Origin of the sequence: Vibrio sp. 1159 (assembly GCF_033340395.1) — a bacterium.
In the GTDB taxonomy this organism is placed as follows: Bacteria; Pseudomonadota; Gammaproteobacteria; order Enterobacterales; family Vibrionaceae; genus Vibrio; species Vibrio alginolyticus.
In genome coordinates, this window is the sequence record NZ_JAWOWL010000003.1 from 184,960 (window position 1) to 202,449 (window position 17,490).

At 44.9% G+C, this 17,490-nt stretch carries 14 protein-coding genes; 9 read left to right on the top strand and 5 right to left on the bottom strand.

Annotation, left to right across the window (positions count from 1 at the left end; translation table 11 throughout):
* The first annotated feature begins 86 nt into the window (after window positions 1-86).
* Window positions 87-1,370 (top strand): NupC/NupG family nucleoside CNT transporter, encoded by a 1,284-nt coding sequence (locus tag R7127_RS04155; RefSeq protein WP_005380131.1) that lies wholly within the window; start codon window positions 87-89, stop codon window positions 1,368-1,370.
* Between the two features lie 358 nt (window positions 1,371-1,728).
* Here the strand turns inward: R7127_RS04155 and R7127_RS04160 are convergent, their stop codons facing one another.
* On the bottom strand, window positions 1,729-1,863 hold the full coding sequence (locus tag R7127_RS04160) for a hypothetical protein (protein WP_005391675.1): 135 nt from the start codon (window positions 1,861-1,863) through the stop codon (window positions 1,729-1,731).
* Window positions 1,864-1,953: 90 nt separating this feature from the next.
* Between R7127_RS04160 and deoC the strand changes: the two genes are divergently transcribed.
* From deoC to deoD, 4 genes are all read left to right on the top strand, one after another.
* Window positions 1,954-2,730 (top strand): deoxyribose-phosphate aldolase, encoded by a 777-nt coding sequence (deoC, locus tag R7127_RS04165; protein ID WP_005380133.1) that lies wholly within the window; start codon window positions 1,954-1,956, stop codon window positions 2,728-2,730.
* Window positions 2,731-2,827: 97 nt separating this feature from the next.
* Window positions 2,828-4,156 (top strand): thymidine phosphorylase, encoded by a 1,329-nt coding sequence (gene deoA, locus R7127_RS04170; RefSeq protein ID WP_064376470.1) that lies wholly within the window; start codon window positions 2,828-2,830, stop codon window positions 4,154-4,156.
* Between the two features lie 68 nt (window positions 4,157-4,224).
* On the top strand, window positions 4,225-5,445 hold the full coding sequence (locus R7127_RS04175) for a phosphopentomutase (protein WP_053349841.1): 1,221 nt from the start codon (window positions 4,225-4,227) through the stop codon (window positions 5,443-5,445).
* Window positions 5,446-5,588: 143 nt separating this feature from the next.
* Window positions 5,589-6,308, top strand: a complete 720-nt coding sequence (gene deoD / locus R7127_RS04180; protein WP_005380140.1) for a purine-nucleoside phosphorylase — start codon at window positions 5,589-5,591, stop codon at window positions 6,306-6,308.
* A gap of 95 nt (window positions 6,309-6,403) precedes the next feature.
* Here deoD and R7127_RS04185 read toward each other — a convergent pair whose 3' ends face one another.
* Window positions 6,404-7,009 carry a YtjB family periplasmic protein gene (locus R7127_RS04185; RefSeq protein WP_005391677.1) on the bottom strand — a complete coding sequence of 202 codons (606 nt, stop codon included), beginning with the start codon at window positions 7,007-7,009 and terminating at the stop codon, window positions 6,404-6,406.
* Window positions 7,010-7,100: 91 nt separating this feature from the next.
* On the opposite strand from R7127_RS04185, the gene serB reads away from it, so the two are divergent.
* On the top strand, window positions 7,101-8,081 hold the full coding sequence (gene serB / locus R7127_RS04190) for a phosphoserine phosphatase (RefSeq protein ID WP_213907996.1): 981 nt from the start codon (window positions 7,101-7,103) through the stop codon (window positions 8,079-8,081).
* A gap of 63 nt (window positions 8,082-8,144) precedes the next feature.
* On the opposite strand, the gene R7127_RS04195 is transcribed toward serB, so the two are convergent.
* Window positions 8,145-10,493: a PilZ domain-containing protein gene (locus R7127_RS04195; RefSeq protein WP_005380143.1), complete on the bottom strand. Its 2,349-nt coding sequence runs from the start codon at window positions 10,491-10,493 to the stop codon at window positions 8,145-8,147.
* 136 nt (window positions 10,494-10,629) lie between these two features.
* On the opposite strand from R7127_RS04195, the gene radA reads away from it, so the two are divergent.
* Window positions 10,630-12,009 (top strand): DNA repair protein RadA, encoded by a 1,380-nt coding sequence (radA, locus tag R7127_RS04200; protein WP_005386443.1) that lies wholly within the window; start codon window positions 10,630-10,632, stop codon window positions 12,007-12,009.
* A 215-nt stretch (window positions 12,010-12,224) separates the two neighbouring features.
* Window positions 12,225-14,315: an elongation factor G gene (fusA, locus tag R7127_RS04205; RefSeq protein ID WP_005386444.1), complete on the top strand. Its 2,091-nt coding sequence runs from the start codon at window positions 12,225-12,227 to the stop codon at window positions 14,313-14,315.
* A 118-nt stretch (window positions 14,316-14,433) separates the two neighbouring features.
* Here fusA and R7127_RS04210 read toward each other — a convergent pair whose 3' ends face one another.
* Window positions 14,434-15,381: a LysR substrate-binding domain-containing protein gene (locus R7127_RS04210; protein ID WP_206971359.1), complete on the bottom strand. Its 948-nt coding sequence runs from the start codon at window positions 15,379-15,381 to the stop codon at window positions 14,434-14,436.
* Between the two features lie 106 nt (window positions 15,382-15,487).
* Between R7127_RS04210 and R7127_RS04215 the strand changes: the two genes are divergently transcribed.
* Window positions 15,488-15,688: a DUF1127 domain-containing protein gene (locus tag R7127_RS04215; RefSeq protein WP_224721253.1), complete on the top strand. Its 201-nt coding sequence runs from the start codon at window positions 15,488-15,490 to the stop codon at window positions 15,686-15,688.
* A 68-nt stretch (window positions 15,689-15,756) separates the two neighbouring features.
* On the opposite strand, the gene R7127_RS04220 is transcribed toward R7127_RS04215, so the two are convergent.
* Window positions 15,757-17,448 carry an AMP-binding protein gene (locus tag R7127_RS04220; protein ID WP_064376481.1) on the bottom strand — a complete coding sequence of 564 codons (1,692 nt, stop codon included), beginning with the start codon at window positions 17,446-17,448 and terminating at the stop codon, window positions 15,757-15,759.
* Window positions 17,449-17,490: the final 42 nt, after the last annotated feature.

Genomic DNA, 17,490 nt, shown 5'->3' on the forward strand with positions numbered 1-17,490 from the left:
TTGATTCTGCATGAGTATAATTGCCCCCGCTTTATAGCTCCATTTTGTAACACGCCAATAAATAACTTATAAGGAAGTCATAAACTATGAGCCTGTTTATGAGCCTAATCGGTATGGTAGTGCTTCTTGCGATTGCAGTGGCATTTTCTAACAACCGAAAAGCTATCAACTTTAGAACTGTGGGTGGCGCATTCGCTATCCAATTCGCATTAGGTGCATTTGTTCTGTATGTACCTTGGGGCCGTGATCTACTAAACGGTTTCTCTTCAGGTGTTTCTAACGTTATCAACTACGGTAACGATGGTTCATCATTCCTGTTCGGTGGTCTTGTTTCTGACAAGATGTTCGAAGTATTCGGCGGCGGCGGTTTCATCTTCGCATTCCGTGTTCTTCCTACACTGATCTTCTTCTCTGCACTGATTTCAGTTCTTTACTACATTGGCGTTATGCAATGGGTTATCAAGATTCTTGGTGGCGCACTACAAAAAGCGCTAGGCACTTCTCGTGCGGAATCAATGTCAGCTGCAGCTAACATTTTCGTAGGTCAAACTGAGGCACCTCTAGTTGTTCGCCCATTCGTTCCAAAAATGACTCAATCAGAGCTATTCGCGGTAATGTGTGGTGGTCTAGCTTCTGTTGCTGGTGGTGTACTAGCAGGTTACGCATCTATGGGTGTTCCACTAGAGTACCTAGTTGCGGCATCATTCATGGCAGCACCAGGTGGTCTACTGTTCGCTAAAATCCTTCACCCAGAGACTGACCAGCCTCACGAAAGTATCGAAGAAGCGATGGACGGCGGTGACGACAAACCAGTTAACGTAATCGACGCAGCTGCGGGCGGTGCGGCTTCTGGTCTACAACTTGCGCTTAACGTAGGTGCAATGCTAATCGCATTCGTTGGTCTAATCGCGCTAATCAACGGTATGCTAGGTGGCATCGGTGGTTGGTTCGGCATGCCAGAACTAACACTAGAGCTAATCCTAGGTTACGCGTTCTCTCCATTAGCATTCCTAATCGGTGTTCCATGGGCAGAAGCTGTAACAGCTGGTTCATTCATCGGTCAGAAAATCGTAGTGAACGAATTCGTTGCTTACTTGAACTTCACACCATATCTAGGTGAAAACGCTCAAGTAATCGCGGCAACTGGTGAAGTAATGTCTGAGAAGACAACAGCTATCATCTCATTCGCACTATGTGGTTTCGCGAACCTTTCTTCTATCGCGATTCTACTTGGTGGTCTAGGTAGCCTTGCACCAAACCGTCGTAGTGACATCGCTCGCATGGGTGTTAAAGCAGTTCTTGCAGGTACGTTGTCTAACCTTATGGCAGCGACAATTGCAGGCTTCTGCTTAAGCCTTGCAGCACTATAATTAGAATCGGTTCTTAATATATAGACGCCGTTTTACATCATGCCCTGTAGCAAGAGATTGCTGCGGGGCATTTTTCGTTTTTCGGGCTCCAAAATTTCATCGGGTGTTTGCCTTAGTCGAGGTATTACGCAGTCAATGGAATAGGGGCTAGGAAATTTTGAGATACAAACCGTTTGCGCTCTATTTGGTGCTACAGTTTTGCGGTGAAACTCTATAATGTATTAATCACAGGATAGTGGTTAAGCTTGATTCTTAATCACGTAATGAATATTACATAATCGATGGGCAAATGAATTGCCCTGCAATATCAGATCTAATAGGCGTTTTGCTTTGTGATGTGATATTAAAGACACCGCAATCATAGATTGTTGTGCCATAGGCCAAACTGGTACTGTGCGGTGACAAGGATAGCAATTGGCATATGATAAATTTTCGCTGTATATGCCGAGTCTTCAGGGAACCAAGTCCGTTCATTAATAGACTGTTTAGCCATTTACTCACATTGTCTCGACTTGTTGATTATAGTTAAAGACGTGATGTAAGGCTGAGTAGTGAATTTTTTGAATATTGATCGGAGATAGAAATGAGCGATTTAAAAGCAGCAGCGCTACGTGCACTTAAACTTATGGACCTAACTACGTTGAATGACGATGACACTGATGCAAAAGTGATCTCACTATGTCATGACGCGAAAACAGCAGTAGGCAACACAGCTGCAATTTGTATTTACCCTCGCTTTATTCCTATTGCTAAGAAGACACTTCGTGAGCAAGGTACGCCAGAGGTTCGTATTGCAACAGTAACGAACTTCCCACATGGTAACGACGACATTGAAATCGCAGTTGCTGAAACAAAAGCGGCGGTTGCTTACGGTGCAGACGAAGTTGACGTAGTTTTTCCTTACCGCGCGCTAATGGCGGGTGATGAGAAAGTAGGCTTCGAACTAGTTAAGCAATGTAAAGAAGCTTGTGGTGACATTCTTCTTAAAGTGATCATCGAAACAGGTGAACTAAAAGAAGAAGCACTAATCAAGAAAGCATCTCAAATCTGTATTGAAGCAGGTGCTGACTTCATTAAAACTTCAACTGGTAAAGTGCCAGTAAACGCAACACCAGAATACGCTCGCATGATGCTTGAAGTTATTCGCGACATGGGTGTTGCAGAAACTGTTGGTTTCAAACCAGCAGGTGGTGTGCGCACTGCTGAAGACGCAGCAGCATACCTAGCAATGGCTGACGAAATCCTAGGTGACAACTGGGTTGATGCTCGTCACTACCGTTTTGGTGCGTCTAGCCTGCTAACCAACCTACTAAATACATTAGAAGTATCGGACGACGTCGCTGATCCAACAGCGTACTAATTCCAATAATACGTCTGAACGGTAGCACCTAAACGGGTGCTACCAAACCTCTTCTATCCTACTACAACCATGGCTCAAAAGAGCTTGGGAGGCACTAATGTATTTACCACAAGAAATCATTCGTAAAAAACGTGACGGTGAAGTACTTACCGCAGACGAAATCAACTTCTTTATTCAAGGCGTAGCGAACAACACGGTATCTGAAGGTCAGATTGCGGCGTTTGCTATGACGATTTTCTTTAATGAAATGACCATGGATGAGCGCATCGCCTTAACGTGTGCAATGCGTGATTCGGGCATGGTTATCGACTGGAGCCACATGAACTTCGGTGGTCCAATTGTCGACAAACACTCAACCGGTGGTGTGGGTGACGTAACTTCTTTAATGCTTGGCCCAATGGTGGCAGCGTGTGGCGGTTTCGTACCTATGATCTCTGGCCGCGGTCTTGGTCATACAGGCGGTACGCTGGATAAACTTGAATCTATCCCTGGTTACAACATTACGCCGAGCAACGATGTTTTTGGTCAAGTAACCAAAGACGCTGGTGTGGCGATCATCGGTCAAACTGGTGACCTTGCTCCTGCGGATAAGCGTGTTTACGCTACTCGTGATATTACCGCAACGGTAGACAATATCTCCCTGATTACGGCGTCGATCCTTTCTAAGAAACTGGCGGCGGGTCTGGAATCGCTAGTGATGGACGTAAAAGTGGGTTCAGGTGCATTTATGCCAACTTACGAAGCGTCTGAAGAGCTAGCAAAATCAATCGTTGCGGTAGCAAACGGTGCTGGCACTAAGACTACGGCAATTCTTACGGACATGAACCAAGTATTGGCGTCTTCAGCGGGTAACGCAGTAGAAGTTCGTGAAGCGGTTCGTTTCTTAACAGGTGAATACCGTAACCCTCGTCTACTTGAAGTGACCATGGCTTCATGTGCTGAAATGTTAGTACTTGGCAAGCTTGCTGAGAACACAGAAGACGCACGCGCAAAACTGATGGAAGTGCTGGATAACGGCAAAGCGGCTGAGTGCTTCGGCAAGATGGTTGCTGGCTTAGGCGGCCCTGCGGACTTCGTAGAAAACTACAACAACTACTTAGAAAAAGCAGAAATCATCAAGCCAGTTTACGCAACAGAAACGGGCATTGTCTCTGCAATGGATACACGTGCTATCGGCATGGCTGTGGTTGCTATGGGTGGTGGTCGTCGTGTTGCTACTGATGAAATCGACTACGCAGTTGGTTTCGACGAGTTCATCCGCCTAGGTGAGGTCGCAGACAGTGATAAACCTCTTGCGGTCATCCACGCTCGCACTGAAGAGCAATGGGAAGAAGCGGCAAAAGCACTGCGCAGTGCAATCAAAGTAGGTGGTGAATACACACCAACTCCAGAGGTTTACCGCCAAATTCGTGCAGAAGATATCTAATAGAACAAGCAATTACACAAGGCCTACTCAACCATAATAAAAAGCCGAGTGGGCCTAAGGAACGAGCAATGAAAAGAGCATTTATTTTAGTACTAGACTCATTCGGTATCGGTGCAACTGCCGACGCTAAAGAATTTGGTGATGTAGGTTCAGACACACTAGGTCACATCGCTGACCAATGTGAAAAAGGCTTAGCAGATAACGACAATCGCCAAGGTGCACTTCGCCTTCCAAATCTATCGAAACTTGGTTTGGCAATGGCGCATAAAGAATCGACAGGTCGCTTCGCACCTGGACTAGACGCAGACGCTGAAATCATTGGTGCATACGGTCATGCAGCAGAGCTTTCTTCAGGTAAAGACACGCCGTCTGGTCACTGGGAAATCGCAGGTGTTCCTGTTCTGTTTGACTGGGGTTACTTCACTGACAAAGCAAACAGCTTCCCGAAAGAACTGACTGACCGCATTCTTGAGCGTGCAGGTCTTGACGGTTTCCTAGGTAACTGCCACGCATCTGGTACTCAAGTTCTTGACGATCTTGGTGAAGAGCACATGAAGACTGGCAAACCAATCTTCTACACCTCTGCGGACTCTGTATTCCAAATCGCATGTCACGAAGAGACTTTCGGTCTAGACCGTCTACTAGAGCTTTGCCAAATCGCACGTGAAGAGCTAGAAGATTACAACATTGGTCGTGTTATCGCGCGTCCATTTGTTGGTGCTGGTAAAGGTCAATTTGAGCGTACAGGTAATCGTCGTGATCTTTCTGTTGAGCCACCATCAGCAACGGTTCTACAGAAACTTGTTGAAGAGAAGCAAGGCAACGTGGTTTCTATTGGTAAGATTGCTGATATCTACGCAAACTGCGGCATCACTAAGAAAGTGAAAGCGACAGGTATCCCTGCATTGTTCGAAGCAACGCTAGAGCAAATCAAAGAAGCGGGCGACAACACGATCGTATTCACTAACTTTGTAGACTTCGACTCAGCTTACGGTCACCGTCGTGACGTAGCGGGTTACGCAGCGGCACTTGAGTACTTCGATGGTCGCATCAATGAAGTGCTAGAGATGATGAAAGAAGACGATGTGCTTATCCTAACGGCTGACCACGGTTGTGACCCAACATGGCCAGGCACTGACCATACTCGTGAGCACATCCCAGTATTGGTTTATGGTCAAAAAGTACCAGCTGGTTCTCTTGGCCGCCGCGAAACATTCGCAGATATCGGTCAAACATTGGCAAGTTACTTCGGTACTTCTCCAATGGATTACGGTAAGAACTTCCTATAATTAGTTAGGTTTTTGAAAACTAGGAGCTTGATTGCTCCTAGTTTTATGTTTGCAGTATGTAAATGCTGCTTGTCGGAAATGAGAATACTCTGGCTTATATCGCCTTAAGCGCGGAGCGCTAGAGAAAGGTTAAGGAAAAGAAAATGGCAACTCCACATATCAATGCTGAAATGGGTGCATTTGCAGACGTCGTACTGATGCCTGGTGATCCACTACGTGCAAAATACATCGCAGAGACTTTCCTTGAAGATGTCGTTCAAGTGTGTGACGTTCGTAATATGTTTGGTTACACAGGTACATACAAAGGCCGTAAGATCTCGGTAATGGGCCACGGTATGGGTATCCCATCATGCTCGATTTACGCGACTGAACTAATCAAAGACTTCGGCGTGAAGAAAATCATCCGTGTTGGCAGCTGTGGCGCAGTGAATGAAGACATCAAAGTGCGTGATGTTGTGATCGGCATGGGTGCATGTACTGACTCTAAAGTGAACCGTATCCGCTTTAAAGGTCATGACTTCGCGGCAATCGCAGACTACAACATGGTTCGTGCGGCAGAAGACGCTGCAAAAGCTCGCGGTATTGACGTTAAAGTTGGTAACCTATTCTCAGCAGAGCTTTTCTACACGCCAGATCCAGAAATGTTCGATGTAATGGACAAGTACGGCATTGTTGGTGTTGAAATGGAAGCGGCTGGTATTTACGGTGTTGCGGCAGAATACGGTGCAAAAGCTCTGACAATCTGTACGGTTTCTGATCATATCAAGACTGGCGAACAGACTACATCTGACGAGCGTCAAACGACATTCAATGACATGATGCTAATCGCACTAGATTCAGTATTGCTTGGTGACGAAGAGTAAGCGACGAAGAGTCATTCTATTTTTCGCTCTCAAGAGCTAAAAAAACAGCCCACACATTGCGGGCTGTTTTTATATGAGTTGTTAGCGCTACCTAGTTACTTGGTTAGCAGCAGGTTTGGCGCTTTTTTACGACGTATCGGTTGTCGACGTAAAATCAAGATGAACAACATACCACAGACAAAGCTCATTAAGACCATCATGTACATATAACGATCGCTCTTGCGATAGTGGTGGTCAGAAATAGCCGTCACCCGGCCCGTCTCAAAGGTCACGCGAACAAAACCGATAAGCGCACCATCTGCAAAAACTGGTTCAACCAACTGCTGGCGACCAATGGAAGCTGTTGCCAAAGGCGTATCCAGGCCAAGAACTTCGCGTACCGATAATGCCTCTTCACTAGACGCTAAACGTACACCCTGTGCATCGTAGATTGTTGCATCAAACACTAAACGGTCTTGTGCTAGCTGGTTTGTTAGCTGAAGTAATCGTTCTTGATCTTTAGTTAAAATCATCTCACTGGCAGAAAGAGACGCCTGTGAAATCAAAACTTTGGTGAGCGTTTCAAGCTGTTGTGCTTGAATTTTCTCATTACCCTTACTGATCACAACACTGTTTTTTATTGTGATAAACAACATCACACACAGTAGGATTAGTGCCAGAATTCTTAGGGCATTCCTTACTGAGAACAAAGATTCACTCATGCTCTTTACTCATCCATTTAAAATAAAACAAAGACTTGCCTTTTTAGTTTGTTGAGGTAACGTTTTAGCAAAGTCATAAGGGATTATATACATGGACGCGTCAAAAAGCTTGCCTATCAGAAAACATACGACACTTTTAAAACGATTACCCGAGACTCGATTTGCCTCCCAATTAGATAAAGCAAAAGCAAACTGGATCGTATTTGCTGAGTACCTTTCGCCAAGTCACTTCGAAGACATTGATTTCTTCACCGGCTTTTACAACTCAATACTAGAAACGTGGAAAGTTGGCCAATATGAAGTAGCCCTGATGGCCGGAGAGTTGACTCCTCAACATGAAACGATCTTACAAAGTCTCAACCTAGATTACGCCTCGCTTAATGAAGTGCCCGATCTATCAACCCAAGGGTTGATTGTATTTGATATGGATTCAACGGCGATCCAGATAGAGTGTATTGATGAAATCGCGAAACTGGCAGGAGTAGGGGATGAGGTCGCTGAAGTCACTGAACGTGCCATGCAAGGTGAGCTGGATTTTGAGCAAAGTTTACGTCAGCGAGTTGGTAAGCTCAAAGGTGCCGATGAATCAATTCTTGAACAAGTTCGTTCCCAGTTACCATTCATGCCGGACTTTGAAGCGCTAATTGCGACGTTGAAAGCCTTGGGCTGGAAAACAGCGATTGCCTCCGGTGGTTTTACTTACTTCTCTGATTACATCAAAGATAAAGTCGACCTAGATTTTGCTCGTTCCAATCAATTAGAAATTATTGACGGCAAACTCACGGGTAACGTACTTGGCGATGTGGTAACGGCGCAGATGAAGTCAGACATTCTAGTGGAATTGGCGGATGAATATGAAATTGAGCAGCACAACACGGTCGCTGTCGGTGATGGCGCTAATGATCTTGTGATGATGTCGGTGGCAGGATTAGGGATTGCGTATCACGCAAAACCAAAAGTGGAAGCTCAAGCGCAATCTGCGATTCGCTTTGCTGGGTTAGGCGGTGTGCTCTGTATTTTATCTGGCGCATTGGTGAAGCAGCAAAAGGTTAGCTGGAAAGCTAAACCTTAACCATCCATTCAAAAACACCGCCAGAAAGGCGGTGTTTTTTTTCAATTTGGTATGACTTTGAATTTACTCGGTTAACTCCAATCTAATTACAACCTCTTCAGTAATGTCTTCAAATTCACTGTAACCAACGAGCGCCGTCAACTCTTTTTCTAACTTGCTTGCTTGATGTACACCAAATTGGGTTAAGTCACTTAAATCTTGTTGCAGTAATGATGTCATCGGATCGAAAATTGGCGCAGTAGAAAGGCGAATCACGTAAAAGTCACCCATCATTCGCGCTTTCTTTATAAATTGAATCCGCTCTTTTACGCTGTTGAACTCTTGATGAAGCTTTGACTCAATGCCTGTAATTTTATTGCCTACTTTTGCGGCGCTTATGTAGATATCCTGATGTCTGGCTTGAGCACCTTCTACACGTTTTATTGGCTCTGCGATTAATGTGCTTGTCCGGCCTTTAAAGATAGGTTCAAGTGACAACAGTTGGTCATGCCCAAGACGGGCAAAAAGCTCAATGTGTTTAGGTAGCGGCAAGTTCACCCCGATAACGGGGGTTTTGATTGAAGATGACGTACTCTTACTGATAAAAATGGGCGTGCTCAGCGTACGCGAGAGCAACATGCAGTGCAGCCTTTCAAGTAGAGCATTACTTGGTAGCGTCTCTTTTTGCGGGATTAGCTTGTCTTGATTGTGCTCGATAATGCTGTTGAAAAAAGCGATTACCTTCATGGTTTGGCTGCTTTCATCAATAACTAGCTGCACGCTACAACCGTCTGGGCTTACACGAATTACTCGGTATGGCACCGACATTAACGGCAATTTTTTATCGTAGAGTTGTAATTCTCGAAAGTTGATTCTTACCTCTTGCCCAGAACGTAACATCGTAGGCTCACTTAGCCTAATTCCGAGTCCTCGTTTGGAAAGGTCAACAGTACAGCCGCCTGTTTTAGTTTGTCCTGAGTACAACTCTAAAGGTGTTTTAAAACGATAACGAGGCTCTTTTCGACGAGACTTTGCATCAAAATAAATGCCCTTTGGATTGCCGATAACTCTTCTCGGATGACGAAACGCGTTTAACGTATTAGCGGGTAAGCGCGGCTTTTCAGTTAGCAGGTAATCCTGCCCTGATTTTTCGTCAGCAATTTCTTGCAAAATACCAATATGAGTCAGTGATTGAGACGTTTCTGCTAACTCTGGAGAGAAAGCTGCTAGGTCTTCCTGTTCTTGCTCAGATAGTTCAAAGATTGAAATTCTAAAGGCGCGCCAACTCTCTCGTTTGCCACCTAAATGCCAAAATAGCTGGCGCTGTTCGCGAGTTGCTTCAGGGCGAAACATCGAATAGAAATAGGTTCGATTCTCGTGCTCGTGAGTAAATGAATAAAGGACATTGGTTGTTCCTTTCACACCAGGCTTAATGAGTGACGCGATGCGTTGCTCGTTGAATAAGGAACCAAACATTTGCTGGTTTCTCTCATCGTGCCAGTATTGCCAAAGCTTTTGATTGTTTGGCGTTAACATTGCTAATTTTAGGTCACTACCATCAAAGAATAGAGGCAAGCTGCTGGTGTGCTTTAGTGCGATGTGCTCATAACCGCGAGTTCGAGCTCGAATAATCTTGTCTTGATTGTCGTGACGAGCCCTTTTAGCAGCACTGTTGAGCGCTTCATCTATCACTCTGGTGACGACATTGGTGTCAGTTAAGCGTATGGTTCTGAGGTATCGAACTGAGTCATTTTCGTAACAGTCATCAACCGCGAGTATGCGGTATGCAAGCGGTTTCTCTATACCTGCAACGTTAGATTTGCTGGCAAATTCAGTAAACGTGACCTGAATAATTTCCCCAAGGTTATATTTAAATGCGCTAGGGACTTTGAACTTTGCGCCAGAGCTAGATAAATCAATGCTTAATCCATGAAGAAGCTGTCCTTTAGAACGGCAAATTTCAACTTGAGATTGGACTTTCAAGCGTTTTTCTTGGCGCTTTAAATCGTAGCCTAGGTGAACGGGTTCTGCTAAGAACGGGCTTTTAGGATCCGTTAACGATTGCGTTTTTTGCTGAGTAAGGCGCTTGCTCATTACGCGAAAGTTATTTCGCGTGTTGACCAATGCTTCCCACATTCCTTCCGTGTAGCAGCCAAACTTTTTGATGTTTTTATGGTAAGCGTTGAAAGCAACATCATCCAACCAATGTGGAATACCATCCAAAATATACTCGCGACATTCGCCTTGAACGCGACCTCGCAAATCAATGCTTTTTTTGCATGGAGCCATTAAGCGGTTAAGTTCCATTTTAACCAAAATTTTGGCCGAAGGCGGCTCTTCCTCGGTCAGTTGGCCAAGGACAAAGTCAAAGTCATTCGTACCGTAAACGGGAATGAGTCGTTCTGCGAGCGAGAGAATTTCAGATTGCTGCATTATTTCTGTTAGAGTATGTCGTTACTTTAAATTGTATCGGCTAAGCGAAGTAATACTTAAGTATATCAATAGTTCATTTCAGTTCAGGTCTGACTTGGCTGTGCTTAGTCACATTTGTAGAAAAAATTGAGGCATCATGGCGAAAGCAAAACGAGCGTATGTTTGTAATGATTGTGGCGCGGACTTTCCCCGTTGGCAGGGGCAGTGTAACGCATGTGGTGCATGGAATACGATAACAGAAGTACGTATCGCTGCATCGCCAACCGTTGCTCGCAATGAACGCTTAAGCGGCTACGCTGGTTCCGCAACAGAAGCTACGGTTCAAACGCTATCCGAAATTGATCTGCAAGAAGTACCTCGCTTCACCAGTGGGTTTAAAGAGCTTGACCGCGTGTTGGGTGGTGGTGTTGTGCCAGGTGCCGCAATTTTGATTGGTGGTAACCCTGGTGCAGGTAAATCAACCCTTCTGTTGCAAACCATGTGTAGTTTATCTGCGCAAATGCCAACGCTTTACGTAACCGGTGAAGAGTCGTTACAGCAGGTGGCAATGCGTGCTTCCCGATTGGGCTTGCCGAAAGATCATTTAAAAATGCTATCGGAAACGAACGTCGACAAAATTTGCCAAATCGCCGAAAAAGAGCAGCCTCGTATAATGGTAATAGACTCGATTCAGGTGATGCACGTTTCTGATGTTCAATCGTCGCCTGGCAGTGTTGCTCAGGTACGTGAATCTGCGACGGCTCTGACACGATACGCAAAACAGAATAATGTTGCGGTATTTATTGTTGGTCACGTAACAAAAGATGGTACCCTTGCGGGCCCCAAAGTTCTTGAACACATTATCGACTGTTCGGTACTACTCGATGGTGGAACGGATAGCCGATTCCGCACTTTGCGTAGTCATAAAAACCGTTTTGGTGCTGTGAATGAGCTTGGTGTATTTGCAATGACAGGCCAAGGATTGAAGGAAGTGAGTAACCCATCAGCGATCTTCCTTTCTCGTGGTGAAGAAGAAACATCAGGCTCTTCCGTCATGGTGGTTTGGGAAGGCACGCGCCCTCTACTAGTAGAGATTCAAGCGCTGGTGGATTACTCGCAGTTAGCCAACCCTCGTCGTGTTGCGGTCGGCTTGGAGCAGAACCGCCTATCACTTTTGCTTGCTGTGTTGCATAAGCATGGTGGCTTACAAATGGCAGACCAAGATGTCTTTGTTAATGTGGTTGGCGGTGTTAAGGTGACGGAGACGAGCGCTGATCTTGCTTTAGTTATGGCGCTTTTATCGAGTTTTCGTGACCGTCCACTCCCTAAAGATGTGGTGATTTTTGGTGAGGTAGGGCTTGCGGGCGAAATCCGTCCAGTGCCAAGTGGGCAAGAGCGTTTGAATGAAGCGTTCAAACATGGTTTCAAGAAAGCCATCGTGCCAGCAGCCAACATGCCGAAAGGTGGCATCCCTGGCATGCAAATTCACGGCGTTAAGAAATTGTCGGAAGCTATAGAGGCTTTTGACGAGCTGTAATGCTCATAAGAATGGTATTTGTGCAATCACAAACTGTTCTATCCGTCCTCAATAAAATGCGAATAAAGTACATAAATTGCTGTGTTTGACTATGCTTTGGGGACGGAAATTTCACGTTAAAATTTTTTTTCTTCCATCCGCACGCAAGGGTATCAGTATTGACAGAATGTGATATACTCTGCGCGCACTTTATACCTTATTAACAGAGTAAGACAATGACTGATTTATCAAAATACAGAAACATTGGTATTTTTGCTCACGTAGACGCGGGTAAAACTACCTCTACAGAGCGTATCCTAAAGCTAACTGGTAAGATCCATAAGATCGGTGACACTCACGACGGTTCAACTACTACTGACTTCATGGAGCAGGAAGCTGAGCGTGGTATCACAATCCAGTCTGCAGCAACAACTTGTTTCTGGAACGATCACCGTCTAAACATCATCGATACTCCTGGACACGTTGACTTCACTATCGAAGTTTACCGTTCTCTAAAAGTACTTGACGGTGGTATCGGTGTATTCTGTGGTTCTGGTGGTGTTGAGCCTCAGTCAGAAACTAACTGGCGTTACGCTGACGAATCACACGTATCACGTCTGATCTTCGTTAACAAACTAGACCGTATGGGCGCAGATTTCTACAAAGTTGTAGATCAAGTACAGAACGTACTAGGTGCTACACCTCTAGTTATGACTCTACCTATCGGTATCGAAGAAGATTTCGTAGGTGTTGTAGACGTACTAAGCCAACAAGCTTACGTATGGGATGAGTCTGGCCAACCAGAGAACTACGAAGTTCAAGATATTCCAGCAGACATGGTAGAAAAAGCTGCTGAATACCGTGAAATGCTAATCGAAACTGCTCTAGAGCAAGACGAAGATCTAATGATGGCTTACCTAGAAGAAGGCGAAGAGCCATCTCTAGAAGACATCAAACGTTGTATCCGTAAAGGTACTCGTGATCTAGCATTCTTCCCAACTTACTGTGGTTCAGCGTACAAGAACAAAGGTATCCAACTTATTCTTGACGCGGTAATTGATTACCTACCATCTCCAACAGAAGTTGATCCACAGCCTCTAACTGATTCAGAGACTGGTGAGCCAACTGGTGAAGTTGCGACTGTATCTGCAGACGAGCCACTACGTGCTCTTGCATTTAAGATCATGGATGACCGCTTCGGTGCTCTAACCTTTATCCGCATCTACTCTGGTAAGATGAAGAAAGGTGACACAATCCTTAACTCTGCAACTGGTAAAACAGAGCGTATCGGCCGTATGGTTGAGATGCACGCGGACGAGCGTAACGAGATCGATTCAGCACAAGCTGGTGACATCATCGCTGTAGTTGGTATGAAGAACGTTCAAACTGGTCACACTCTATGTGATCCTAAGCACGAATGTACTCTTGAGCCAATGATCTTCCCAGATCCAGTAATCTCTATCGCAGTTAAGCCTAAAGATAAAGGCGGTTCTGAGAAGATGGGTATTGCGATCGGTAAAATGGTTGCAGAAGATCCATCATTCCAAGTTGAGACTGATGAAGATTCAGGCGAAACTATCCTGAAAGGTATGGGTGAACTTCACCTAGACATCAAGGTAGATATCCTTAAGCGTACTTACGGCGTTGAGCTAGAAGTTGGTGCTCCACAGGTTGCTTACCGTGAAACTATCACTCAAGCAATCGAAGATAGCTACACGCACAAGAAACAGTCTGGTGGTTCTGGTCAGTTCGGTAAGATCGATTACCGCATCAAACCAGGTGAGCCAAACTCTGGCTTCACGTTCAAATCAACAGTTGTTGGTGGTAACGTACCTAAAGAATTCTGGCCTGCAGTTGAGAAAGGCTTTGCGTCAATGATGGAGCACGGTGTTCTAGCTGGCTTCCCTACTCTAGACGTTGAAGTTGAACTATTCGACGGTGGTTTCCACGCAGTTGACTCTTCAGCTATCGCTTACGAAATCGCAGCGAAAGGTGCATTCCGTCAGTCTATGCCTAAAGCTGGCGCGCAACTTCTTGAGCCAATCATGAAAGTTGACGTGTTCACTCCAGAAGATCACGTTGGTGACGTAATCGGTGACCTTAACCGTCGTCGTGGTATGATCAAAGACCAACAAGCAGCGTCTACTGGCGTACGTATCAAGGGTGATGTACCTCTATCAGAAATGTTTGGTTACATCGGTACTCTACGTACTATGACTTCTGGTCGTGGTCAGTTCTCTATGGAGTTCTCACACTACGCACCATGTCCAACAAACGTTGCAGAGCAAGTAATTGCTGACGTTAAAGAGCGTAACGCTAAGAAGTAATTCTTAAGTTAACTCTATAACTTGAAAGCCCCGCTTAGTGCGGGGCTTTTTGTATCTAGCAGTCTTATACGCAGAGCGTTTTTGTTTTATTCCTATTTAGCGTTTGTTTTGACGATTGTTATGATGCCGTTCTAGTGCTGTTGCCTTTTAGGTCAATGGTCTTAAAGTCTGGTACCACTGACTTTTCAAATATTTCTATTTCTTCCTTCAACCATTGCGCAAACAATTGAGCTTTAGGTCTTTTTAAGTAGCCTTTTGGCGCACACAAGTAATACGCAAAGTTGGGCTTGATAGCGATATCTCCAATTCGGACCAATTTGCCAGAACGAAAATATTGATGAGCTAAACTGTGTTTTACTAATGCCACGCCTTGAAGTGATAGTGCAGCCTCAAGCACGAGATGTGATCCACTGTATTTTAAGGTAGGCTTTGCTGCGCAGTGACCCAAGGTTGCTAACCACATATTCCAATCAAGATCAGGCCAAACATCTTCAATCAGCTCAGCTTTGCTTAAATCCTCGATGTTATAGATCCCGTGCTCTTTCTGGTACACCGGATGACAAGCTGGATAAAAAGCTTCGTCCATTAGCCATTGTGATTCTAAATTGGGGTACTTTCCTAAACCGTAACGAACACATAAATCTATCTGGCTATCTTGAAAAGACACCAAATCATTGGTTGGTTCTAATAGCAAGGCGATATCAGGGTGACGCTGACGAAAAGCCGTAATTTTCGGGACTAACCAATGATGAGCGAAAGAGGGGAGTGTTGATATCGAAAGGTGGTTCGGGTTTGGATCTTGATTGATTAATCTAACCCCTTGCTGCAAATGAGCAAACCCTCTTTCTGCCTGACTAAACAGTAGCTCTCCCTCAGGTGTGAGCACGATTTTTCTGTGCTGACGAACAAATAGGTCCGTGCCTAAGAACTCTTCTAAATGACGAATTTGCTGACTAATGGCCGCTGGCGTAACAAAGAGTTCTTTTGCTGCCGTTTTAAAGCTTCCTTCCTTTGCTGCAACGAAAAAGTAATACAAGCCCTGTAAGGGAGGCATTCGATCTTTCACATTAGTTTTCCTTAACTCTATGGCAGATTCTATCGTTTGAGGATATCAGCGTAGTCGCTGATTATTAAGTGGTCAACATTGTATAGGGATCTTTGAAATGGAAAACATGACACACACTTGTGAGCGCACTATACCTACTGCCCATCAGAGCGGGTTACAGTTAATTTATTCTAAACTGGCGGCTTGGAGAAGGAACTATAAGACACGTCGTCACTTGAGAGAGTTACCAAAGCACCTTTGGGACGATATTGGGTTAGGTGAAAGGGAGATTAGTTGTGAAGTGAGTAAGCCATTCTGGAGAGAGTAGTTTATGAGTTTGATTCAAGCTCAAAGTTAAGTTGCACTCCCCAATGGTGTTGAGGAGTGCAAGCAAAATTACAAGTCTTCTTCCCACACGACCAATTCATCTTTTGGCCAATTGTGGCCTATCTCATGATACTTTTGTTCGAGCACATGACGTTTAATTTTAAGCGTTGGCGTCAGTACGCCATTTTCTATACTCCAAGGTTCTTTAATCATTAACACACCTTTGATTTGCTCATGAGAGGCGAGTTCTTGATTCATCCTGGCAATAACTTTACGTGTGGTACGTGCGTATCGCTCTCGATCAAAGTTAGGGAAGTCATGTGGCACAACCAAAAGAATCGGAGCGGGTAGCCCTAAACCGATGAGACACATCATCTCTACGCGACTGTACTCGAAAAGCTTTTTCTCGATAGGAACCGGAGAGACAAATTTACCTTTGGCGGTTTTGAAGTTATCTTTTTTACGGCCTTGAATCGTTAGATAACCATCTGAGTCGATAGCGCCGATATCGCCTGTGTGTAGCCAGCCCTCTGAATCAAAAGACTCTTGGGTGGCAATGTCATTTTTGTAGTAGCCAGAAAATAGCCCTTTGCCACGCACCATGATTTCATCATCAGCTGCGATTTTTAACTCAATGCCTGGTCCTGCATTACCGACACTACCGATTTTGTCAGCTCTAAATGGGTAGTTGAGCGTGCTGTAGGCAAATGATTCCGTCATCCCCCAAGCCTCTGTGATATCAAGGCCCACTGAGTGGTACCATTCCAACAGCGCTGGCGAGACAGGTGCAGAGCCACAGCCTAATACTCGAGCCTGATCTAAACCTAGACCATCTGCTAGCTTTTTCTTGATCAAAGAATTGACGAATGGGATTTTCAACAGAATATTGAGCTTCTTCTGTGGAAGTTTGTCTTGAATACGTTGCTGGAATAGCGTCCATAATCGTGGGACGGAGATAAACAGAGTTGGTCGGTGCATCTTCACATCTTCGATAAAAGTGTCCAGTGACTCTGGAAATGCTGTTGGCACGCCACCCATAATCGATGAACCGAAGATATAAACACGCTCTGTAATATGAGCGAGCGGTAAATAAGAGAACAATCGGTCGTTTTCTTGGATACCAATATGATTGATCAGTTGCTGAACAGACCAACTGAATGCGCCGTAAGTTAGCATCGCGCCTTTCGGTAACCCTGATGTGCCTGAGGTATACACCAACGACATTAGCTTGTCATCGTAATGCTGCGGACGCTCTTTACTTGGCACTGCATCAGCAATGAGCGCTTGGTATTCGTGCTTACACTTTGGTGCCGTGTCATAAGGTAGAGCGATGCTAATGAGTTCAGGCATAGCATCAATGACTTGCTGAGTTGCTTTGGGATCATCGAGTTTTCCGCCAATGATCGCTTTACTTTCACTATGAGTCACACAGTATTCGATGGTGCCTGCACCGGCGGTAGGAAAGATTGGCACACTGACATAGTCACCAAGCATCATAGCAAGATCGCAAATAAACCATTCTGCACAGTTTTTAGATACTAATGCGACTTTGTCGCCAGGCTTTACACCAAGTGAGCGTAGTGCGCTGACAAGTTTTAAGGCTTGATCTGCAACATCAGAGAATGTGTACTCAACAAATTGTCGGTTAATAATTTGTTTTAGGTAGACCTCATTTGGACGCTCTTGAGCCCATTTGAGGATCATTTCATTTGGTGGTGGGAGAGCGCAACCAGCAGCGCTATTTAGATTCGGCTGATTCATTTTAAGTGACTCCATGTCTTCTCATTGTATTTATAATTGTTA